Source organism: Streptomyces sp. H27-D2 (genome assembly GCF_035828615.1).
Classification (GTDB): Bacteria; Actinomycetota; Actinomycetes; order Streptomycetales; family Streptomycetaceae; genus Streptomyces.
This window is the reverse complement of the sequence record NZ_JAYMZR010000001.1, coordinates 143,822-161,671: the sequence shown is the minus strand read 5'-3', so window position 1 is coordinate 161,671 and position 17,850 is coordinate 143,822. Positions and strand designations below refer to the sequence as shown.

The following is a 17,850-nucleotide window of genomic DNA, read 5'->3' as shown; positions in this document are numbered from 1 at the left end:
ACTCGTTTTGCTCAACCCCCTCCCCGCTGGAGGGCTGCAACCAAGGGCGGAGTTCGCCCGCTTCGTCGGGAATTGTCTGTGATTCGAATCGTTCGTCTAGACTGCTCAGTAGGCCAGAAAGTGCTACTCGCGCCTCATCTGAAACTTCCTGCATTACAGCTTGAAGCTGATCCCTTGTATCCAAATCATTGGAGTATGCGCTGATTGGGTATTGTCCTTCAATTTTCCATCCAGATTCCATCCTCCGAATAAGTCGCTCCCAGTACTTGAACATACTCTTAACCGAATAGACGGGCTCTGTGATTCGATCATGAAATTTTGGTGAGATTCTGGAGACTTCGACAGCCAATCGAGTTGCGTCGCGCTGCTGAATGCTTTCAAGAACATGCTGCGACAATACGGACCATGTCGCTTCTGTGTCCGGAGTTTCCTGTGGTTGCCTTCTTGCGCACATTTTAATCTACTCTCTCAATTGTTTCAGGAAATATTCGTAACCGGAACCCGGTTGCATAAATGTCCCGTTGCTTCCCTCTCTGATCAGCATGGTCCCCGAAGTGTCATCCCACCAGGTCCATCGGGGTGTTCCGCTCGGGGTATCCCGCATCTTGATTCCGGGAGCGTTGGTCATCAGATCTTCCAGGTGTTCCGGGACGTCCAGGTCATCCACGCCTGGGATCCCGCGATTGTTGATGTCTCCGTGTGCAGCGATCTTGTCGGCCAGCATGCTGAGATTGCCGCCCTGGCTCGCAGGATCAGGTTCCCCGATGCACGGCCCAAGCCCGAGCGGGTCGGTCCAGGTGTGCGGGTTGTGGATGTAAGTGGCGGGGTTGGCAGCCGGTGCTAGACCCAGAGGGTCGATGGTGGCGTACCGAGCGGTCTCAGGATCGTAGTAACGGTGGAAGTTGTAGTGGAGGCCGGTTTCGGGGTCGAAGTACTGGCCCGGGAAGCGCAGTGGGGTGTAAGTCGTGCTGGCAGCTGCCCATGTCGTCGTGCCCCATAGCGTGCTGCGTGTGCGCCAGGCGATGCTGCCCGACTCGTCGATGAGTTCGCTTGGCGTGCCGATGAGGTCGGTGACGATCGCGAAGAAGCGTTCGTCGATCACCTCCTGCGGTACGTCCGCCGAGAGGATGCGTTCCGTCTGGGCCAGCGGGCGCAGGCCGTTGTGGTCCCAGGTGAGGGTGACGGGGTTGGGGGTGGTGGGGGAGTGGGTGGTTTGTTCGGTGAGGGTGGTGCCGTCCCAGGTGAAGTCGGTCTGTTCCGCTATCGAGCCGTCCGGGGCGAGGCGGTGTTTGGCGGTGCGGCGGCCCAGCGGGTCGTAGAGGTAGCGCCAGGTGGTGCCGTCGGGGGTGGTGACCGCGGTGAGGTGGTCTTCGGCGTCCCAGGTGTAGTGCCAGGTGTCGGGTTTTTTGGAGAGGCGGGTTTTCTGGCGTTGGGTGAGGCGGCCCGCGGCGTCGTGTTGGTAGCGGATCGCGCCGGCGCGGGTGATGCGGGTGCCGGTGTAGGTGCGGTCGCCTCGGGCGTCGGGTGAGGCGTGTTGGTCGGGCCAGGTGGCGTGGGTCTGGTTGCCGGCGTCGTCGTAGGCGTAGCTCTCCGTCCAGCCCCGGGCGTGGACGGCGGTGACCCGGCCCGCCGCGTCGACGTCGAAGGTGCGGGCGCCGGAGAGTTGGTCGTCCAGGCCGGTGAGGTGGCCGTCGGCCCGGTAGGTGTACGCGCGGTGCTGGACGGTCCGGGCAGTCGGGGCGGCCGGGGCGGTCGGGGTGCTCGTCAGGGTCTGGGCGGTCAGGCGGCTCGCCGCGTCCCAGGTCTGGTCGAGGGTGAGGGTGTCGCCGATGTGGCGGGTGGTTTCCCGGCCTGCCGCGTCGTGGGCGAAGGCGATCGTCCGGCCGGCGGTGGTCAGGGTGGTGCGGCGGCCTGCCGTGTCGTAGCCGAACGTCGATTTCGCTCCGGGGGGGGTGATGCGGCGGGTGCGGCGGCCCAGCGGGTCGTAGGTGTGGCTCATGACGTGGTCGTTGACGGTTTCCGACTTGACGCGGCCCATCCGGTCGCGGTGGTAGCGGATGTCGGCGTCCGGGTTGGCCGTGCGGAGCAGGCGGCCGGCGAGGTCGTGTTCGAAGGTGGTGATCCGGTCGTCCGCGTCCTTGCGCACGATGCGGCCCAGCGCGTCGTGCTCGTAGCGGATGGTCTGGCCGAGCGGGTTGGTGCGGGAAATGAGACGGCCGGTGGGGTCGTGCTGGTAGGTCTGGGTGCGGTCGTCGAAGTCGGTTTCGGCGGTGAGGCGGCCGGCCGGGTCGTAGGTGTAGGTCCAGGTCAGGTTCTGCGGGTTGGTGACCTGGGTGAGGCGCAGCTCGGTGTCGTGGGTGAACTCATAGCGCACTCCGTCCGGGCCGGTCTGTGCGGCCAGTTGGTCGAAGTGGGTGTATTCGAAGTGTGAGGTGCTGCCGTTGGCGTCGGTGTGGGTCGTGCAGTTGCCTTCGCCGTCGTACGTCCAGGTCTGCTCCGCGCCGTCCGGGTCTGTGCGGCGAGCCGGTTTGCCCTCGACCGTCCAGTCCATGCGGGTCATGGCGCCCACCGGGTCGGTGATGGTGGTGGGGCGGCCGAAGCGGTCGCGGGTGTAGGTGGTGGTCGCGCCGAGGGGGTCGGTGATTCGGAGGGGCAGGCCCGCCGGGTCGCAGTGGACGTGGAGGGTTTCGGCCAGGGCGTTGGTGACGGTCGTCAGGTGGCCGTGGTCGTTGTAGGCGTAGCGGGTGGTGTGGCCGGCCGGGTCGGTGACGGCGGTGTGGTTGCCGCGTTCGTCGTACTCCTGTTGCCAGACGCTGCCGTCCACCTCGGTGATGGTGGTCGGGTGGCCGAGGCTGTCGTAGGCGGCGGTGGACTCGTGGCCGTCCGGGCGGGTGACGGTGGAGAGGCGGCCGTCCGCGTCGTACGCGAAAGCGGTCGTACGGCCCAGGGCGTCGGTGCGGGACAGCAGCCGGTCGTAGCGGTCGTGTTCGGTGCGGACCGTGTTTCCCAGCGGGTCCGTCACGGCGACGACCTGGCGCAGGGCGTTGAACAGGTAGCGGGTGGTGTGACCGCCGGCGGTGGTGGTGACGTTCGTGACGCGGTGGCCGGTCGCCGGGTCGGTGCTGTCGTAGTCGATGCGCACCGAGATGTGACCCTCGGTGCCGCCCTCGGCGACGCAGCGGTCCCGGTTGTCGTAGACATAGTCGTAGCGGCGGTCGTTGGTGTCGGTCCAGGAGATGACCCGGTGCTCGTCGTCGTACTCGAAGCGCAGCGGCAGGCCGCTGGAGTTGATGACCTCGGTCAGGTCGCCGTCGGCGCTGTAGTCGTAGCGGATCAGCTCCTGGTCGCTGCCGTCCGACGCCCCGCCCGTGAGGTGCAGGGCGGTGATCCGGCCGTTGGCGGTGGAGAGTTTGAGGTGGTAGCCGCAGCTGTGGACGATGCCGGTCGGAGCGCCTTCGGGGTCGCTTTCGGGGTCGTATTCGAAGGTGATCCAGTGGCCGTTGCGGTCGGATATCTGCTCCAGGCGCGCGATGCCGTCAGCACCGTTGCCCTCTGCGCCGCTCGGCCCGGTGAAGTGCCGGACGTGGCCGGTGTCTGGGTCGCTGAGTGTGTAGTCGCCGTTCGCGTCCCGCTCCAGCGGCCAGCGTGGGCCGGTCTCCGGGAGTGTCGGGACGTCCGGTGCCGGGTGTGGGTAGGCCAGCAGCAGGCCGTCCTCGCTGATGAGAACGACGCCCTCCGCGTCGATCTCCAGCCGCTGGTCGGCCGTGCTCGACCAGGACGGGCCGAACCAGCGGCCCGCCGCGTATCCGGACTCCACCCGACGCGAGAACACCAACGGCAGTGCGCCGGGCAGGGCCACGTCGGTCTGCGGCAGGTACATCTTTCCGGTCGACAGGTCGACGGGGTCGGTGCCACCGCACGTCCTCTTGCAGTCCTGCCTGTCTTGCGCTCCGGGGCCGCCTTCGTTCGCGCCCGCACGACCGGGGCTTTTAGGTGGTTTGTGCCCCTCGGGTAGGTGCCGGGCCGCATCGGCGAGCCTCCTGGCACTGCCCAGGCCCTTGGAACCGAAAAGCTCGGGGAGAAATTTGCCGATGCCCTCTCCCGGGTCCCTCGCGAACCCGCTGAGCATCGTCTTGCCCGCGGTGACCGGGTCGTTGACCATCGTCACGAGTCCCGTGACGGTGCTGTTCAAGCTCGTCGCGTACTCGGCCGGATGCGTGAGGTTGTACGGGTCGATGGGATTGACGCTGCGCGCGAATCCGACCATGCCCGCGGTGCCCTTGACGACGCCGCCGACGATGTGGTTCCCCGACAGTTGCAGACCTGTCAGCCCGTCCTCGAACTGCTCACCGTACGAGGGCTTGTCCGGCGCCGCGTCCCGGGCCGACCGGACCGCCTTACGCGCCGACTCCGCCGCCTCGTCGCGCTGCCGGCGCGCTTCGTCCAACGTGCCCTGCGCCGCCTTCAACCCGGCCGTACCGGGATCGGAGAACTCTCCAGGCTTCACCGGCTTCGTTCCCGGTTCCTTGCCCTCGGCGGCGGACGCGTTGTACGACTCGGCCGACGTGTTGTACTCGGCTACCGCGGCGTTGTGCGCGGCGCGGGCCTTCTCCGACGCCTCCTGGGCCTTCTTGTATGCGTCGATGGCCTCCTGCGCCTGCTGCTGCGCCCACGCCAGGGTCTCGCTGAAGCGCTCCATCGCGTCGGAGGCCTTCTCGAACGCGTCCGCGGCTTTGAACCACTTCTTCGGCTCGACGGCGACTTTCTCCCGGAACGCGTCCGCCGCCTGTCCCTTCCACCGGCTCGAATCCACGCCCTTCAGCCCCCGCCCGACCTGGTCGAACGACTTCTGGAAGTCCTTGAGATGCGAGGTCGTGGACTTGATCCTGGCGACGCTGCCGTAGATGAGTTTCTTCGGGTTCTCGGTCCGGCCCAGCTCCATCTCGGCCACGTCCGCGCCCAGGTAGTTCGCAGCCGAGTCGCTCTTCTCCCGGACCCAGTCCGCGCCGCCTCCCAGACCGACGTTGTCCAGCCCGTCCGCGGTCTGGTCCCCGGCCCAGTCGACGCCCTCGCCGAGCTTCTCCACGCCGTCCTCGACCGTGTCCTCGACGACGTCGGGAATCAGGTCCCAGCCCATCAGCCCTCACTCCCGGCCGACGGTCCCTGTTGCTGTTGCCGCTGAGCGGCCTCGGCTCGCTCCTCCGGGGAGGGCCCGAACGTTTCGTTCAGCAACAGCTCCCGCCCCTTCTCGTTGACCCCCACCCCGTCCATCACCTGTTGTTGTTGATCGCCGATCACCCCGTTCGTGGACCACGTCCGCCCGCTGTCCTTCCAGTTCTGCGTGATGTCCGTTTGCGCCTGCTCGAAGGATTTCGCGCTGTAGTCCGGCGCGTAGGTGTCGGTGGAGAACAACTCCCCCCAGCCCTTCTTCTCCACGTCGTCCTCGGCCAGGTGCGGATTCCCGGCCACCGCGTTGGCCGCCACCTTGAACGTGCCCTGCGCGTACTGGTCCTCTTCCCAGAGCATCCCCGCCGCGATGCCCGTACGCTCCGCCAGCTGATTGGCGTCCTGGATCAGCGCCCGCACGCCCCACTCCCAGCGCTCGCAGAAGCCCTCGAAGTCACCCGCGAGGCCGCTGTGCCCGGCCTCCATTCCGGTCAGGGACAGTTCCTCGAACCCCGCGCCCATCACCGCCCCGGAGGCCGTCCCGATCCCTTTCAGCTCGTGGATCGCACCCCGCAAGCCTTCGGTGATCTGCTTCAACGACGCCTGGTCGATCCCCAGATCCGCGCCACCGCCGTCGCTCACAGCGCAACACCCGCACCCGCACCCGTATGCGCATACGCACGCGCATCCACGACGCCGTCCACCGCGACCGCGTCCGGCACGATGCCCCGCACCGGCGGAAACAGCATCGAACTCTCCGGGTCGGCGACATCGACCGCCACCCCCGCCGGGCCCTCCAGCGCGGGGACCACGGCGTCCAGCAGCCGCGCGCCCAACACCGCCCGGTACTCCCACTCCTCGGTGGCCGCCGCGCCGCGCGCCAGCGCGAAGCGCGCGAGGGCCGCCTCGTCGGTGAAGGCGTAGAGCCAGCGGACTCCGCCGAAATGGCCCGACATCAGCCCGCCGTCGGCGACCGGCACCAGCACTGCCGTACGCCGGAACTCGCCGACCAGCGCAGCCGGATCACCCGCCCCGGCTCGCATGGCCAATATTTCCTCAGGCAAATCCATCTCGGCTGCCCCCGCTTTCCCCTCGACGCCATCAGCACCGTACGACACGCCCGCACGGCTTCCCGGACGGGGCTGTGCGGCCGGGCTGAGCGGCTTCGCATTCGCGGGGTCCGGCCCCCGTTCCCGTCGCCATCGCGGGAACGCCGCTGCCGAACACGCCTGCGGGGCGGGTGCTTTGCTCAGCACCCGCCCCGCGTAACTCAGTTCGCTTCAGTCGAAGCTGTCATCGAGCATCGAGCCTCAGCCGACGACCTTCTCGATCCGCACGCTGCCACCGCCCGTGACCGTGCCACGGCCGTTGAGCAGGCTGACCTCGCCGAGGAACTCGCGGCCCTCGGGGGCCGCGCCGGCCACGATGACCTCGGCCTGGACCTTGGTCGAGGCGCCGTTGGCCAGCTTGACGGCCTTCGACTCGTCGACCTTGACCTCGCCGAGCGACGGCGCGAAGTAGACGTCCGCGTAGTCGTACTCGGTGTTGCCGGAGGGGACCGAGTAGCCGTCCACGGTGATCGTGTACGTACCGGCCTTCGGCTTGGGCAGGGTGACGGCTTCCTCGGAGTCGCCGTCGGCGGAGGAGCCGACGACCGCGCCGTTCAGGGAGACGCTCAGGTCGAGGTCGGCCGCCGCGTCGGAAGTCGAGCCGATCGCGACGTCGAGGCGGGAGACGCCCTCACCGAGGACGACCGTGGTCTGCTGCGAATCGCCCTCCGCGATGGTGGGACGGGTGTTCTTGGCGGAGCCCAGCTCGGCGCCCTTGAGCTTGCCGTCGATCGGGGCGAAGCCGTTGGCGGCCGTCCACTCGACCGGGGCGGGGACGCCGACCTTGGCCTCGGCCACGGTCTGCACGGCCGGGTCGAAGGTGGTGCCCAGGGCGGTCGCCGCGACCGTGTACGGGTTGTCGAGCAGCGGCGAGGTGCGCCGGGACTCGACTTCGATCTCCCAGACGCCGGGGATCGGGTCCGCGTACGAGCGCTGGTCCGGACGGCAGGTGTTCGCCGGGTTGGGGTAGTCCGGGTAGCAGTTGATGGTGGAGGTCGGGTCAGCCGGGACACCGTAGGGGCTGATCGCGATCCAGCGGGTCTGGCTCTTGTCCTTCAGGCCGCTCATGGCGACCTCAAGGGACTTCGCGCCCTGCGGCACCGTCACGAAGTAGGACGTCGTGCTGTTGCGCTGCACCGAGCCGGACTTCTTCAGCTCGTACGCCGGCTTGGCCAGCGGGTCGGCGACGGCGACCGAGGTCATGATCTGCTGGTCGACGCCGGTGGTGTCCTCGTCGTCGAGGGTCAGGATCGCGCTGTGGAAGCCGGCGGTGGCGGGCTTGGCCACGACCTGGACGGTGACCGGCTTGTTCAGCCGCAGGCTGACCTCGTCGTAGCCCGAGAGCCGGAAGGCGCCGTCGTTGTTGCGCCACTTCAGCTGGTGCCGCACGGCGCGGTCCGGGCCGGTGGTGCGGGTGACGGTGACGTCGTACGTACGCGACTTGCCGGCCTTGAGGCCGCCCTCGCGGTCGTAGACGCCGGTGCCGAAGCCCGGGGTCTTGAGCTTGTCGGAGAGCGCGGTGTTCACCGGGGCCTTGACGGTGTACCGGTGAGCGGTCGCGCCGTCGCGGATCGCGGCCCAGGCGCGCTTGATGTTCATCAGGCCGGAGCCCTGCTCGTGCGCCTTCATGCCGCTGATGTTCGTCGCGGTGCTGTTGAGCGCGGTGCGCAGGTCGGCCGGGTTCAGGTCGAGGTTCTTCTGCTTGGCGGCGGACAGCAGCAGCGTGGCCGCGCCGGCGGCCTGCGGGGACGCCATCGAGGTGCCCTGCAGCATCGCGTAGCCGGGCGGCAGCTGGTAGCCGGCCTCGGCGACCGGGCCGCCGGGCTCCCAGGTCGGGATGGTGTTGATTGACGCGCCGGGGGCGGTGATGGTCGGCGCGAAGCCGCCGTCCTCACGCGGGCCGCGCGAGGAGAAGGGCAGCATCGAGTACTTCTTGGTCACCTGCGAGCCGTAGTTGGCCGCCCAGGTCTCCTGGGAGATCGACGCGCCGACGCTGATCACCTTGCCGGCGACGGCCGGGTCGCCGATGGTGTTGACGCCGGGGCCGCTGTTGCCCGCGGAGATGACGAGCTGGACGCCGTAGTCGTCGATGAGCCGGTTGTACAGCTCCGAGCGGGCGTTGTTGCCGTCGTTGAGCGCCGGCAGGCCGCCGATCGACATGTTGACGATGTCGACGCCGCGGTTCACCACCAGGTCCATCATGCCCTCGGTAAGCGCGACGTTGGTGCAGCCGCCGCTCCAGGTGCAGGCGCGCGAGGAGACGAGCTTCGCGCCGGGGGCGGCACCGTTCATCTTGCCGCCGAACAGGCCGTTGGCGGCCGTGATGCCCGCGACGTGCGTGCCGTGCTCGGACTCGATCACGCCGATGTTGACGAAGTCGGCCTTCTTGCCGACCCAGTCACCGCCGTACGGGTCCATCGGGACGTCCTTGCGGACCTCCACGACGAACGGGATCTCCTCGGAGATCGGGGTGCTCGGGTTGTCCTTGCCGAAGTGCCCGACCTGGAACTTGTCCTTGTACGGGGACATCTCCTCGTCGTTGCCGAAGTCGCCGTTGTCGTCGATGTCGACGCGCACGGTGCCCTTGGCGGCGTCGTACAGCAGGGCCCACGAGTCGGTGGTGTCGCCGTCCCGGTTGAGGTCGCCCTTCATGTCGCCGCCGGTCGTCGCGCTCTCCCGGAACAGGCTCACCTGGTAGGAGCCGGCCGGCGCGGTGTACGTACGCCCGTTGAAGCCGAAGCTGGGACCGGAGACGGCGTTGGTCATCGCCCGCCAGGTCGCGTCCGCGTCCACGATGGGGTCGGTCGCCGTCACCCAGTCGGTGATCTTGCGCTCGCCGGTGCTGGTCCTGGCCAGCGCCGGGTGGCCGAGGTCGATGCCGGAGTCGAGGATGCCGATGGTCACCCCGCGGCCGTCCGCCTTCGGGTGGTCCTTGACGAAGTCCACCGCGCCGGTCTCGAAGGACGGCTGGTACGGGTTCTTCGCGGGGGTGTCCTTGCCGGGCGCGGGGTACGAACCGCGCTCACCGGTCTTGGCGCCCTTGGCCCGGTCCGCGCCCGGCGTCGGGTCCGGGAGCTTGATCTCCTGCTTGAGATCGATGCCGTGCACCGAGGAGAGCTTCTGGGCCTGCGCGATGGCGGCCTCGGCCCTGCCGGTGGGCACGGTGGCGCGTACGTAGCCGAGCTTGTCGTACGTACGGCCCACCGACGCGCCCTTGACGGCGTCGAGGCGGTCGGCGACCTGCTCGGTGGCGCCCGGCGCGGTCGCGATCATCATCGTGACGTTCTTGTCGCCGTCGGCCTTCGCCTCGGCGAGCAGCGTCGCGTCGGCCGAACCGAGCTTGCCGGCCGACTTCTTCAGCGGAGCGGGCGCGGGGTCGTCGTCCGCGGCGAGCACCGGAGCGGCACCGGCCGCGGAGAGCGCGGCCACCAGACCGGCGGCGAGCGCGATCCGCGCCACGCGTCTCGGGCCGGATACGGACCCGGATATGGATTCAGATGACATGGGCACCCTTGTTCGGAATACGGAGCCGATAGTCCGATCACCTTTGTCCAAGGGGTGGATGTTTGGGGAGAGTTGGTGGAGACGCAATGTAGGGATGGCGTAAACCCGCCACCCGCCAGTGCGGGCATAGCGGTTGTAAGGGGACGAAGCGGTGTCGCGGTGGCGGTGACCGGAGCCGGGGTGCGACGGCTCGCGGCGTGGTGAGCGCGGGCGTGAGGGGTGCGGCGAGCGCGGGCGCGTGCGGGTGCGGCGCGCGCCCCCTCGACCGCCCCACAGCCACCCCCCTTCCCTCGCGGATGAACACGAAGTGAGCGGCAGCGCTCCATCGGGACATGACTTGGCCATGACCGGATGGCCGTTCGCGGTGCGGTGATCCAGTTGCGGAGAACGGCGTCAGGCGTTCCCGTCTCGTTAGAGCGCAGGCCACCCCCGGTGCCAACCATCCCCAGTGACGGACAGCGCTGCTGTCCTGCCGCTACCGCGTTCGCACTCGGGGAGATCCCGCATGGCCCGTACGGCCCGCACCCGCCCAGCCGCCGCCCACCTCAACCGACGCTCCTTCATCGCAGCCGCGGGCGGGGCCGGCGTCGCAGCCGGGCTCGGGCTGGCTTTCGGTCCTGGCGGCGGGTCCGCCACCGCGTCCCAGCCGGTCAACGGGGCCGCCGCCGCGCGCGCCGCCGCCCAGGGAGTCGCCCTCACCGCGCCCGCCGCGCCGGTCGCTCCCTCGCGGGCCGGCACCACCCTGCGTACGGTCGCCACGCCACGCGGCAGCGCCGGCGGCTACCGCAGGCTGGGCGACGGGCCGGCCTGGCCCCGTGCCGTACGGACCGAGCTGGCGGCGGCGAAGGCGGGCCGTACCGAGCGGCGCACCGCGCTGGCGGCCTTCACGCAGTTCACCGATCTGCACATCGTCGATGTGCAGCACCCGCTGCGCTACGAGTACCTGCGCTCCTCCACGGCGAGCGCCTGGCGGCCCCAGGAGGCGCTGTCCGTCGCCGGGGCCGCCTCGCTCGTCGAACGGGTCAACGGGCTGAGCGGCGGCCCGGTGACCGGCCTGCCGCTCTCCTTCGTCATGACCACGGGCGACAACACCGACAACAACTCGCAGGCCGAGCTGGACTGGTTCCTCGGCGTGATGAACGGCGGCCGGATCACCCCCAACACCGGAGACCCGCGCCGCTACGAAGGCGTGCAGAACAGCGGCCTGCCGCTCTACTGGCAGCCCGACGCCGCCGTACGCGACGCCGACAAGCGCCGCGGCTTCCCGCGGCTCGACGGCTACCTCGCCGCCGCGATATCCACCGTCAACAGCCCCGGCCTGACGGTGCCCTGGTACTCGACCGCCGGCAACCACGACAGCCTGCCCGGCGGCTGCTACGCGGCGGGCGGCTTCTTCGCGGACTTCGCGGTCGGCGGGCGCAAGCTCGAACAGCTCCCCGAGGCCGAGGGAGCCGCGCTCTGGAAGACGGTGAAGCGGGGCGGCGACCCCAAGGGCAAGCTCTTCGCGGAGCTGTTGCGCGGCCGGACGAAGTCGATGCGCGAGGTGACCCCCGACCCGCGCCGGGCGCCCTTCACCCCGCGCCAGTACCTCCAGGCGCACCTCGACCCGCGGCAGACCGGCCCCGGCCCGGTCGGCCACGGCTACACGGCCGCCAACCTCGCCGACGACCACCTGCACTACTCGTTCCGCATCGCGCGCGACGTGATCGGCGTCAGCCTCGACACCACCGACTCCGCCGGCCACTACGAGGGCTCGCTCGGCACCGGCCAGCTCCGCTGGCTGGAGCGGACCCTGAAGGACCACAAGGACGAGCACGTTCTCGTCTTCAGCCACCACACCGCCAAGTCCATGCGCAACCTGCGCCCCGACCCGGCCCGCCCGGGGGAGCGGCGGCACGGCGGCGACGAACTCGTCGCGCTGCTGGGGCGGCACCGCAATGTGGCGGCCTGGATCAACGGCCACAGCCACAAGAACGCGATCACCCCGCACGGCGCCTTCTGGGAGATCTCGACCGCCTCGCACATCGACTTCCCGCAGCTCGCCCGCGTCATCGAGCTGGTCGACAACCACGACGGGACGCTGTCCCTGTTCACCACGCTCATCGAGTCCGCCGCCCCGCACCGCACGGACTTCGCCGACCTCTCGCAGACCGGCCTGGCCGCCCTCTACCGCGAACTGTCCTTCAACGCGGCGGGCGCCCGCACCGAACTCTCGGGCACGGCGGGGGACCGCAACACGGAGCTGCTGCTGCTGCGGCGCTGACCGGGGAGGCGACGCATGGGGCGGCGACGTACGGGGCGGCGACGTACGGGGCAGCGGCGGAGGCGACGCGCGGGGCGGCGGCAAAGGCCCGCCCGCCCTCACCGCGGCAGCACGACCAGATACGCGGCCGGCTCCCGCTCCGCCGAGGCGATCAGCGCGGTGCGGATCACCGTGGCCTGCTGCTCGGCGGCCTCGCGCAGCTTCTTGGGCGTGACGTGCACGACGGTGACGCCGAGCCGCTCCAGGTGCTCGCGCTTGCGGGCGTACTCCGACCAGAGGACGTCCTCGTCCTGGCGGGGCGTGCGGGCGTCGATCTCGACGGCCACGGCCTGGTCCGGCCAGTAGGCGTCCAGGCCGCCGAGGTAGGGGCCGCCGGGCAGCCGCAGGTCCACGTTCCACACCGGCTCGGGCAGCCCGTGCTCGCGCACCAGCTCGTACAGCCGCCCCTCCGCGATGGCCAGGCCCTCCGCGAGCAGGCTGTCCACGGCGTCGATGACGTGCGGCCGGGACAGCAGCCGGGCCTGGCTGAGCGCCCGTACGACGGCGGCCGGCTCGCAGTGCCCGCCGCGCACCGCCTCGGTGAGCAGCCGGCGCACCACCGAGGCGTCGGCGAGCTGCGCGAGGGCGTCCGCGAGCGCGCGCGGCGCGGGGGCGACGGGCACCTCGTCGATGGTGGCCGGGAGGGGGAGCGCGGGCGCGCGGACCAGGCGCACCAGGGCGGTGGAGCGCAGCCGGCGGGTGCGCGGGACCAGCACGTCGATCCGGTCGAGGGCGTGCAGCGGGGGCGCGGACGAGAAGCGGTGCAGGGCGAGCGCCGCCAGGCCGGTGATCATGGCCTCGCCGTACGGATCGCCGGGGGCGGGAACGGTCGCCCGCGCGCCCTGCGGCCAGCCGTTCGCTCCGGCGCGCAGCGGGCACGCCTGCTCCGGTACGGCGGTGGGGCGCGCGCCCCGGACGGCGACCGGCCGCCCGGCGTAGAGCAGCGCCGCGTGCAGGCGCTCCTCGTCCGTCGGCGGGCCGGCGTGCAGCAGATAGACGCCCGGCAGGACCTGCTGCCACAGGCCGCCGGGGCGGCAGCGCTCGGCGACGGTCGCGGCGGCGACGCCGTGCTCGCGCAGCTGATGCGCGGTCAGCACCCGGCGCTGCGCGTCGGCGAGGTGACGGAGGGGGCGGGGGGAGACGGGTGTGTCGTGATTCATGACCGCCCGATGCCCGCTGCCGCCCCCCTCCCTAACCGCTGTTACACAGTCGTCGGCAAACCAGGACAACCTCGCCCTAAAGTACGGACGTTCGATGACCGAGGACGCGCGCGGGGCCTGCCCGCCCGCGCCCCGCCCGAACCAACCGCTCCGCTACTTCCCCGCGGCCTCGTCGCAGGCCTGTCCGCGCAGCGCGCGGGCCAGGTCGTCGCGGGCCTCCAGCACCAGCCGGCGCAGCGCGGGCGCCGCCTCAAGGTGGCCGCCGAGCCACGCGTCCGCCGCGTCCAGCGTCCGGCGGTCGCCCTGGAGCATCGGGAACAGCCCCCTGACCACGGCCATCGCGATCTCGATGGAGCGGTCCCGCCACACCTGCTCGATCACCGCGAAGTACTTCTGCCCGTACGGCTCCAGCAGTTCCCGCTGGCTCGGCTGGTCGAAGCCCGAGATGGTGGCTTCCACCAGCGCGTTCGACAGGGCGTCGGAGCCGACCACGTCGTCCCAGGCCGCGGCCTTGACCGCCGCCGAGGGCCGGGCGGCCAGAGCGCGCACCTGGTGGCGCTTGCCCGAGGCGGTGTTGTCGCGCGTGAGTTCCGCCGCGATGGCGGCCTCGTCGGCGACGCCGTGCGCGGCGAGCGGCTCCAGGAAGGTCCAGCGCAGCTCCTGGTCGACGTCGAGGCCGTCGATCCTGGCGGAGCCGTCCAGCAGCCCGCGCGCGAGCTGGAAATCGGCGTCGCGCACCGCGACCGAGGCGAAGAAGCGCGCCCAGGCCAGCTGATGCCCGCTGCCCGGATCGGCGAGCCGCAGCTCGCGCAGCGCACCCTCGGCGAGCGCCTCGGCGCCCTGCTCGCGCCGGTCGGGTGCCGCGTAGTGCACCAGCGCGGAGCGGACCCAGGCGTGCAGCATCTGGAGCACGCCGATGTCGCTCTCGCGCCCGGCGAAGCGCAGCACCAGATCCAGGAAGTCGCGGGCGGGCATCAGAGCGTCCCGGGTGAGGTTCCACAGCGCGGACCAGCACAGCGCGCGCGCCAGCGGGTCGGTGAGCTCGCCGAGGTGCTTGCGCAGGGTGTCGAGCGACACCTCGTCGAAGCGGATCTTGCAGTACGTCAGGTCGTCGTCGTTGACCAGGATCAGGTCGGGCCGCTCGGCCCCGGCCAGCTCGGACACGACCGTACGGGGGCCGGCGACGTCGGCCTCGGCTCGCGCGTAGCGGACCAGCGCGCCGTCGGCCTGCTGCCGCCGGTAGAGGCCCACCGCGATCCGGTGCGGACGCAGCGTCGGGTGCGAGGGGACGGCCTCCTGGAGGACGGCCAGTTCGGTGATCCGCCCGCTCGCGTCGTAAGTCGCCTGCGGGGTGAGGGAGTTGACGCCGGCGGTCTGCAGCCAGGACCGGGACCACTGGCTCATGTCGCGGCCGGAGGTCTCCTCCAGCACCTCCAGCAGGTGCTCCAGCCGGGTGTTCCCGTAGGCGTGCCGCTTGAAGTAGCGCCGGGCCCCCTCCAGGAAGGCGTCCCGGCCGACGTAGGCCACCAGTTGCTTGAGCACGGACGCGCCCTTGGCGTAGGTGATCCCGTCGAAGTTGAGCTTGGCGTCCTCCAGGTCCCCGATGTCGGCGGTGACCGGGTGCGTCGAGGGGAGCTGGTCGGCCCGGTACGCCCAGGACTTGCGGCGGTTGGCGAAGGTGATCCAGCCGTCCTTGAAACGGGTCGCCTCGACCAGCGAGAAGGCCCCCATGAAGTCGGCGAAGGACTCCTTGAGCCACAGGTCGTCCCACCACTCCATGGTGACGAGGTCGCCGAACCACATGTGCGCCATCTCGTGCAGGATGACGTTCGCCCGGCCCTCGTAGGAGGCCTGGGTCACCTTGCCGCGGAAGACGAACTCCTCGCGGAAGGTGACACAGCCGGGGTTCTCCATCGCGCCGATGTTGTACTCCGGCACGAACGCCTGGTCGTACTTCCCGAAGGGGTACGGGTAGTCGAAGTTGTCGTGGAAGAAGTCCAGGCCCTGCTTGGTGACGGTGAAGATGTCGGCCGCGTCGAAGTGCCTGGCGAGCCCCTTGCGGCAGAGCGCGCCGAGCGGGATCTCCAGCTTCGCACCGTCCTCGAAGGTGCGGCTGTAGAGCTCGCTCTCGTAGTGGTACGGCCCGGCGACGACGGCCGTGATGTACGTCGAGATCGGCTTGGTCGGCGCGAACCGCCAGGTGGCGGTGGCCCCGGAGTCGCTCTTGACGGGTGCGGGCTCGCCCGTGCGCTCGGCGTTGCTCAGCACTGTCCAGCCCGCGGGCGCGGTCACCGCGAAGGTGAAGGGGGCCTTGAGGTCCGGCTGCTCGAAGTTGGCGAAGACGCGCCGGGCGTCGGCCGGCTCGTACTGCGTGTAGAGGTAGACCTCGCCGTCCTCCGGGTCGGCGAAGCGGTGCAGTCCCTCGCCGGTCCGGCTGTACGCGCACTGCGCGTCCACCGTCAGGATGTTCTCGCTCTGCAGCCGGTCGAGCGCGATCCGGTTGCCGTCGAAGACGGCCGCGGGGGCCAGCACCCGGCCATTGAGCACGACCGAGGTCACCGACGGCGCGATCAGGTCGGCGAAGGTACGGGCGCCGGGCTCGGCGCAGCGGAAGCGGATCGTGGTGGTGGACCGGAAGGTCCGCGGCTCGGGGCCGTCGGCGGGGCCGACGGCGGACCGCAGGTCGAGCACCACGTCGTACCCGTCGACGGCCAGCAGCTGGGCCCGCGCACGGGCCTCGTCTCGGGTCAGGTTCTCACCGGGCACGACGGGACTCCTCGTCTTCGTCTCATATTTCGAACGTTGTGAATCATGGCACGCGGCGATGTCCGCGCGCAGTGGGGGGAATGGCCGCCGTGTCCGTCCGCGTTCCAGCAGTCACGACCACCGGCCGGGCCTTTCGGCCCGTTCTTGTCCCGTTCTCATGAGGAGACACCGTGACCGAGCAGTCCACCGCGCGGACGCCCGCGCAGTCAGCCGATCAGAGCGCCAGGACTCCGGCCGATTTCTGGTTCGACCCGCTGTGCCCCTGGGCCTGGATGACCTCGCGCTGGATGCTCGAAGTCGAGAAGGTCCGGCCGGTCGAGGTCCGCTGGCATGTGATGAGCCTGGCCGTGCTCAACGAGGACAAGATCGATGATCTGCCGCCCGAGTACCAGGAGATGCTGCGCACCACCGCCTGGGGATCGGTGCGGGTCTGCATAGCGGCCGAACTGAAGTTCGGCAGCGAAGTCCTCGGCGCGCTCTACACCGCGCTGGGCACCCGCTTCCACAACCAGGGCCTGCCCCAGACCCGCGAGACGATCGTCGCCGCGCTGGCCGAGGCGGGCCTGCCGGCCGAGCTCGCGGACGCCGCCGACAGCGACGCCTACGACGCCGAGCTGCGCGTCTCGCACCAGCGGGGCATCGACCTGGTCGGCCAGGAGGTCGGCACCCCGGTCATCGCGGTGCCGGGACCGGACGGCGCGAAGGGCGAGCCGATCGCCTTCTTCGGCCCGGTCGTCACCCCGGCGCCCAAGGGCGAGGCCGCCGCGAAGCTGTGGGACGGCACGCTGCTGGTCGCCGGCACCCCCGGCTTCTACGAGATCAAGCGCACCCGCACGCAGGGGCCGATCTTCGACTGAGGCGCGGAGCGAATCCCCGGCTCAGCTCGACTGAACCCGGCTGAGGGAGCATGGCAGAAGGCCCCCGCGCGAATCGACCGCGCGGGGGCCTTCCTTCTACCGCCTGCAAGGTGAAGGTTGAGAAGACGATCACGCTCGCAGGAGCTCGGTGCGGCCGGTCCGGGGGTGGCCCCGGATGCTACGGCCGGAACTGCGGCCCAAAGGCTCCGGAGGCTGCGGAGACTACGGAGCCAGCAGCAGGGTGTTCGCCCGGGTCTGGGCGGCGGTGAAACGCGCCGCGACGTCCTGCCAGTTGACGACGCCCCACATGGCGTCGATGAAGTCCACCTTCTGGTTCTTGTACTGAAGGTAGAAGGCGTGCTCCCAGGCGTCGAAGACCAGGATCGGGACGCTGCCCTGGCCGATGTTGCCCTGGTGGTCGTAGATCTGCTCGACGATGAGCCGACCGCTGACCGGCTCGTACGCGAGGACGCCCCAGCCGGAACCCTGGGTGGTGGCGGACGCCTTGGTCAGCTGCGCCTTGAACTTGGCGAAGGAGCCGAAGGATTCGGCGATCGCGTCGGCGAGCTGCCCGACGCCGTCCTTGTCCAGCGGCTCGCCGCCGCCGTCACCGGTCATGTTGTGCCAGTAAATGCTGTGCAGGATATGACCCGAGAGGTGGAAGGCCAGGCTCTTCTCCAGGCCGTTGACCGCGCCCCACTGGTCCTTGTCCCGAGCTTCGGCGAGCTGCTCCAGGGTGTCGTTCGCACCCTTCACATAAGCCGCGTGGTGCTTGTCGTGGTGCAGTTCGATGATCTCGGGGCTGATGACCGGAGCCAGAGCCGCGTAGTCGTACGGAAGTTCAGGAAGTGTGTAGATGGCCATGCCGAGCCCTCCGACTGCTTATTGCAACTAACTTGCAGGTGAACGCTACCAGCAAGAGATCAGCGTAAGCAGGAAGAGTGCCGTGCTTAGGCCAAAAGACGGAGGCGGGGTGGGTCCTGAAG

At 70.0% G+C, this 17,850-nt stretch carries 9 protein-coding genes; 2 read left to right on the top strand and 7 right to left on the bottom strand.

Annotation, left to right across the window (positions count from 1 at the left end; translation table 11 throughout):
* Nucleotides 1–460: 460 nt before the first annotated feature.
* From QMK28_RS00695 to QMK28_RS00680, 4 genes are all read right to left on the bottom strand, one after another.
* The gene (locus QMK28_RS00695; RefSeq protein WP_326434930.1) at nt 461–5,137 is read right to left on the bottom strand and encodes a putative T7SS-secreted protein; all 4,677 of its coding nucleotides are present in this window, start codon (nt 5,135–5,137) and stop codon (nt 461–463) included.
* Nucleotides 5,137–5,808 carry a hypothetical protein gene (locus QMK28_RS00690; protein WP_326434929.1) on the bottom strand — a complete coding sequence of 224 codons (672 nt, stop codon included), beginning with the start codon at nt 5,806–5,808 and terminating at the stop codon, nt 5,137–5,139. Before QMK28_RS00690 ends, QMK28_RS00695 begins: the two co-directional genes overlap by 1 nt.
* Nucleotides 5,805–6,236: a hypothetical protein gene (locus QMK28_RS00685; RefSeq protein WP_326434928.1), complete on the bottom strand. Its 432-nt coding sequence runs from the start codon at nt 6,234–6,236 to the stop codon at nt 5,805–5,807. Before QMK28_RS00685 ends, QMK28_RS00690 begins: the two co-directional genes overlap by 4 nt.
* 240 nt (nt 6,237–6,476) lie before the next feature.
* Nucleotides 6,477–9,779: a S8 family serine peptidase gene (locus QMK28_RS00680; protein ID WP_326434927.1), complete on the bottom strand. Its 3,303-nt coding sequence runs from the start codon at nt 9,777–9,779 to the stop codon at nt 6,477–6,479.
* 505 nt (nt 9,780–10,284) lie between these two features.
* Here QMK28_RS00680 and QMK28_RS00675 point away from each other — a divergent pair.
* Complete coding sequence (locus QMK28_RS00675) at nt 10,285–12,042, top strand: TIGR03767 family metallophosphoesterase (protein ID WP_326434926.1); 1,758 nt, start codon at nt 10,285–10,287, stop codon at nt 12,040–12,042.
* A 98-nt stretch (nt 12,043–12,140) separates the two neighbouring features.
* On the opposite strand, the gene QMK28_RS00670 is transcribed toward QMK28_RS00675, so the two are convergent.
* Nucleotides 12,141–13,241, bottom strand: coding sequence for a hypothetical protein (locus QMK28_RS00670; RefSeq protein ID WP_326434925.1), 1,101 nt, complete (start codon nt 13,239–13,241; stop codon nt 12,141–12,143).
* 153 nt (nt 13,242–13,394) lie between these two features.
* Complete coding sequence (gene pepN / locus QMK28_RS00665) at nt 13,395–16,007, bottom strand: aminopeptidase N (RefSeq protein ID WP_326434924.1); 2,613 nt, start codon at nt 16,005–16,007, stop codon at nt 13,395–13,397.
* Between the two features lie 170 nt (nt 16,008–16,177).
* On the opposite strand from pepN, the gene QMK28_RS00660 reads away from it, so the two are divergent.
* Entirely contained in the window at nt 16,178–16,864 is a 687-nt protein-coding gene (locus QMK28_RS00660; protein WP_326434923.1) for a DsbA family protein, read from the top strand.
* Between the two features lie 222 nt (nt 16,865–17,086).
* Here the strand turns inward: QMK28_RS00660 and QMK28_RS00655 are convergent, their stop codons facing one another.
* On the bottom strand, nt 17,087–17,728 hold the full coding sequence (locus QMK28_RS00655) for a superoxide dismutase (protein ID WP_326434922.1): 642 nt from the start codon (nt 17,726–17,728) through the stop codon (nt 17,087–17,089).
* Nucleotides 17,729–17,850: the final 122 nt, after the last annotated feature.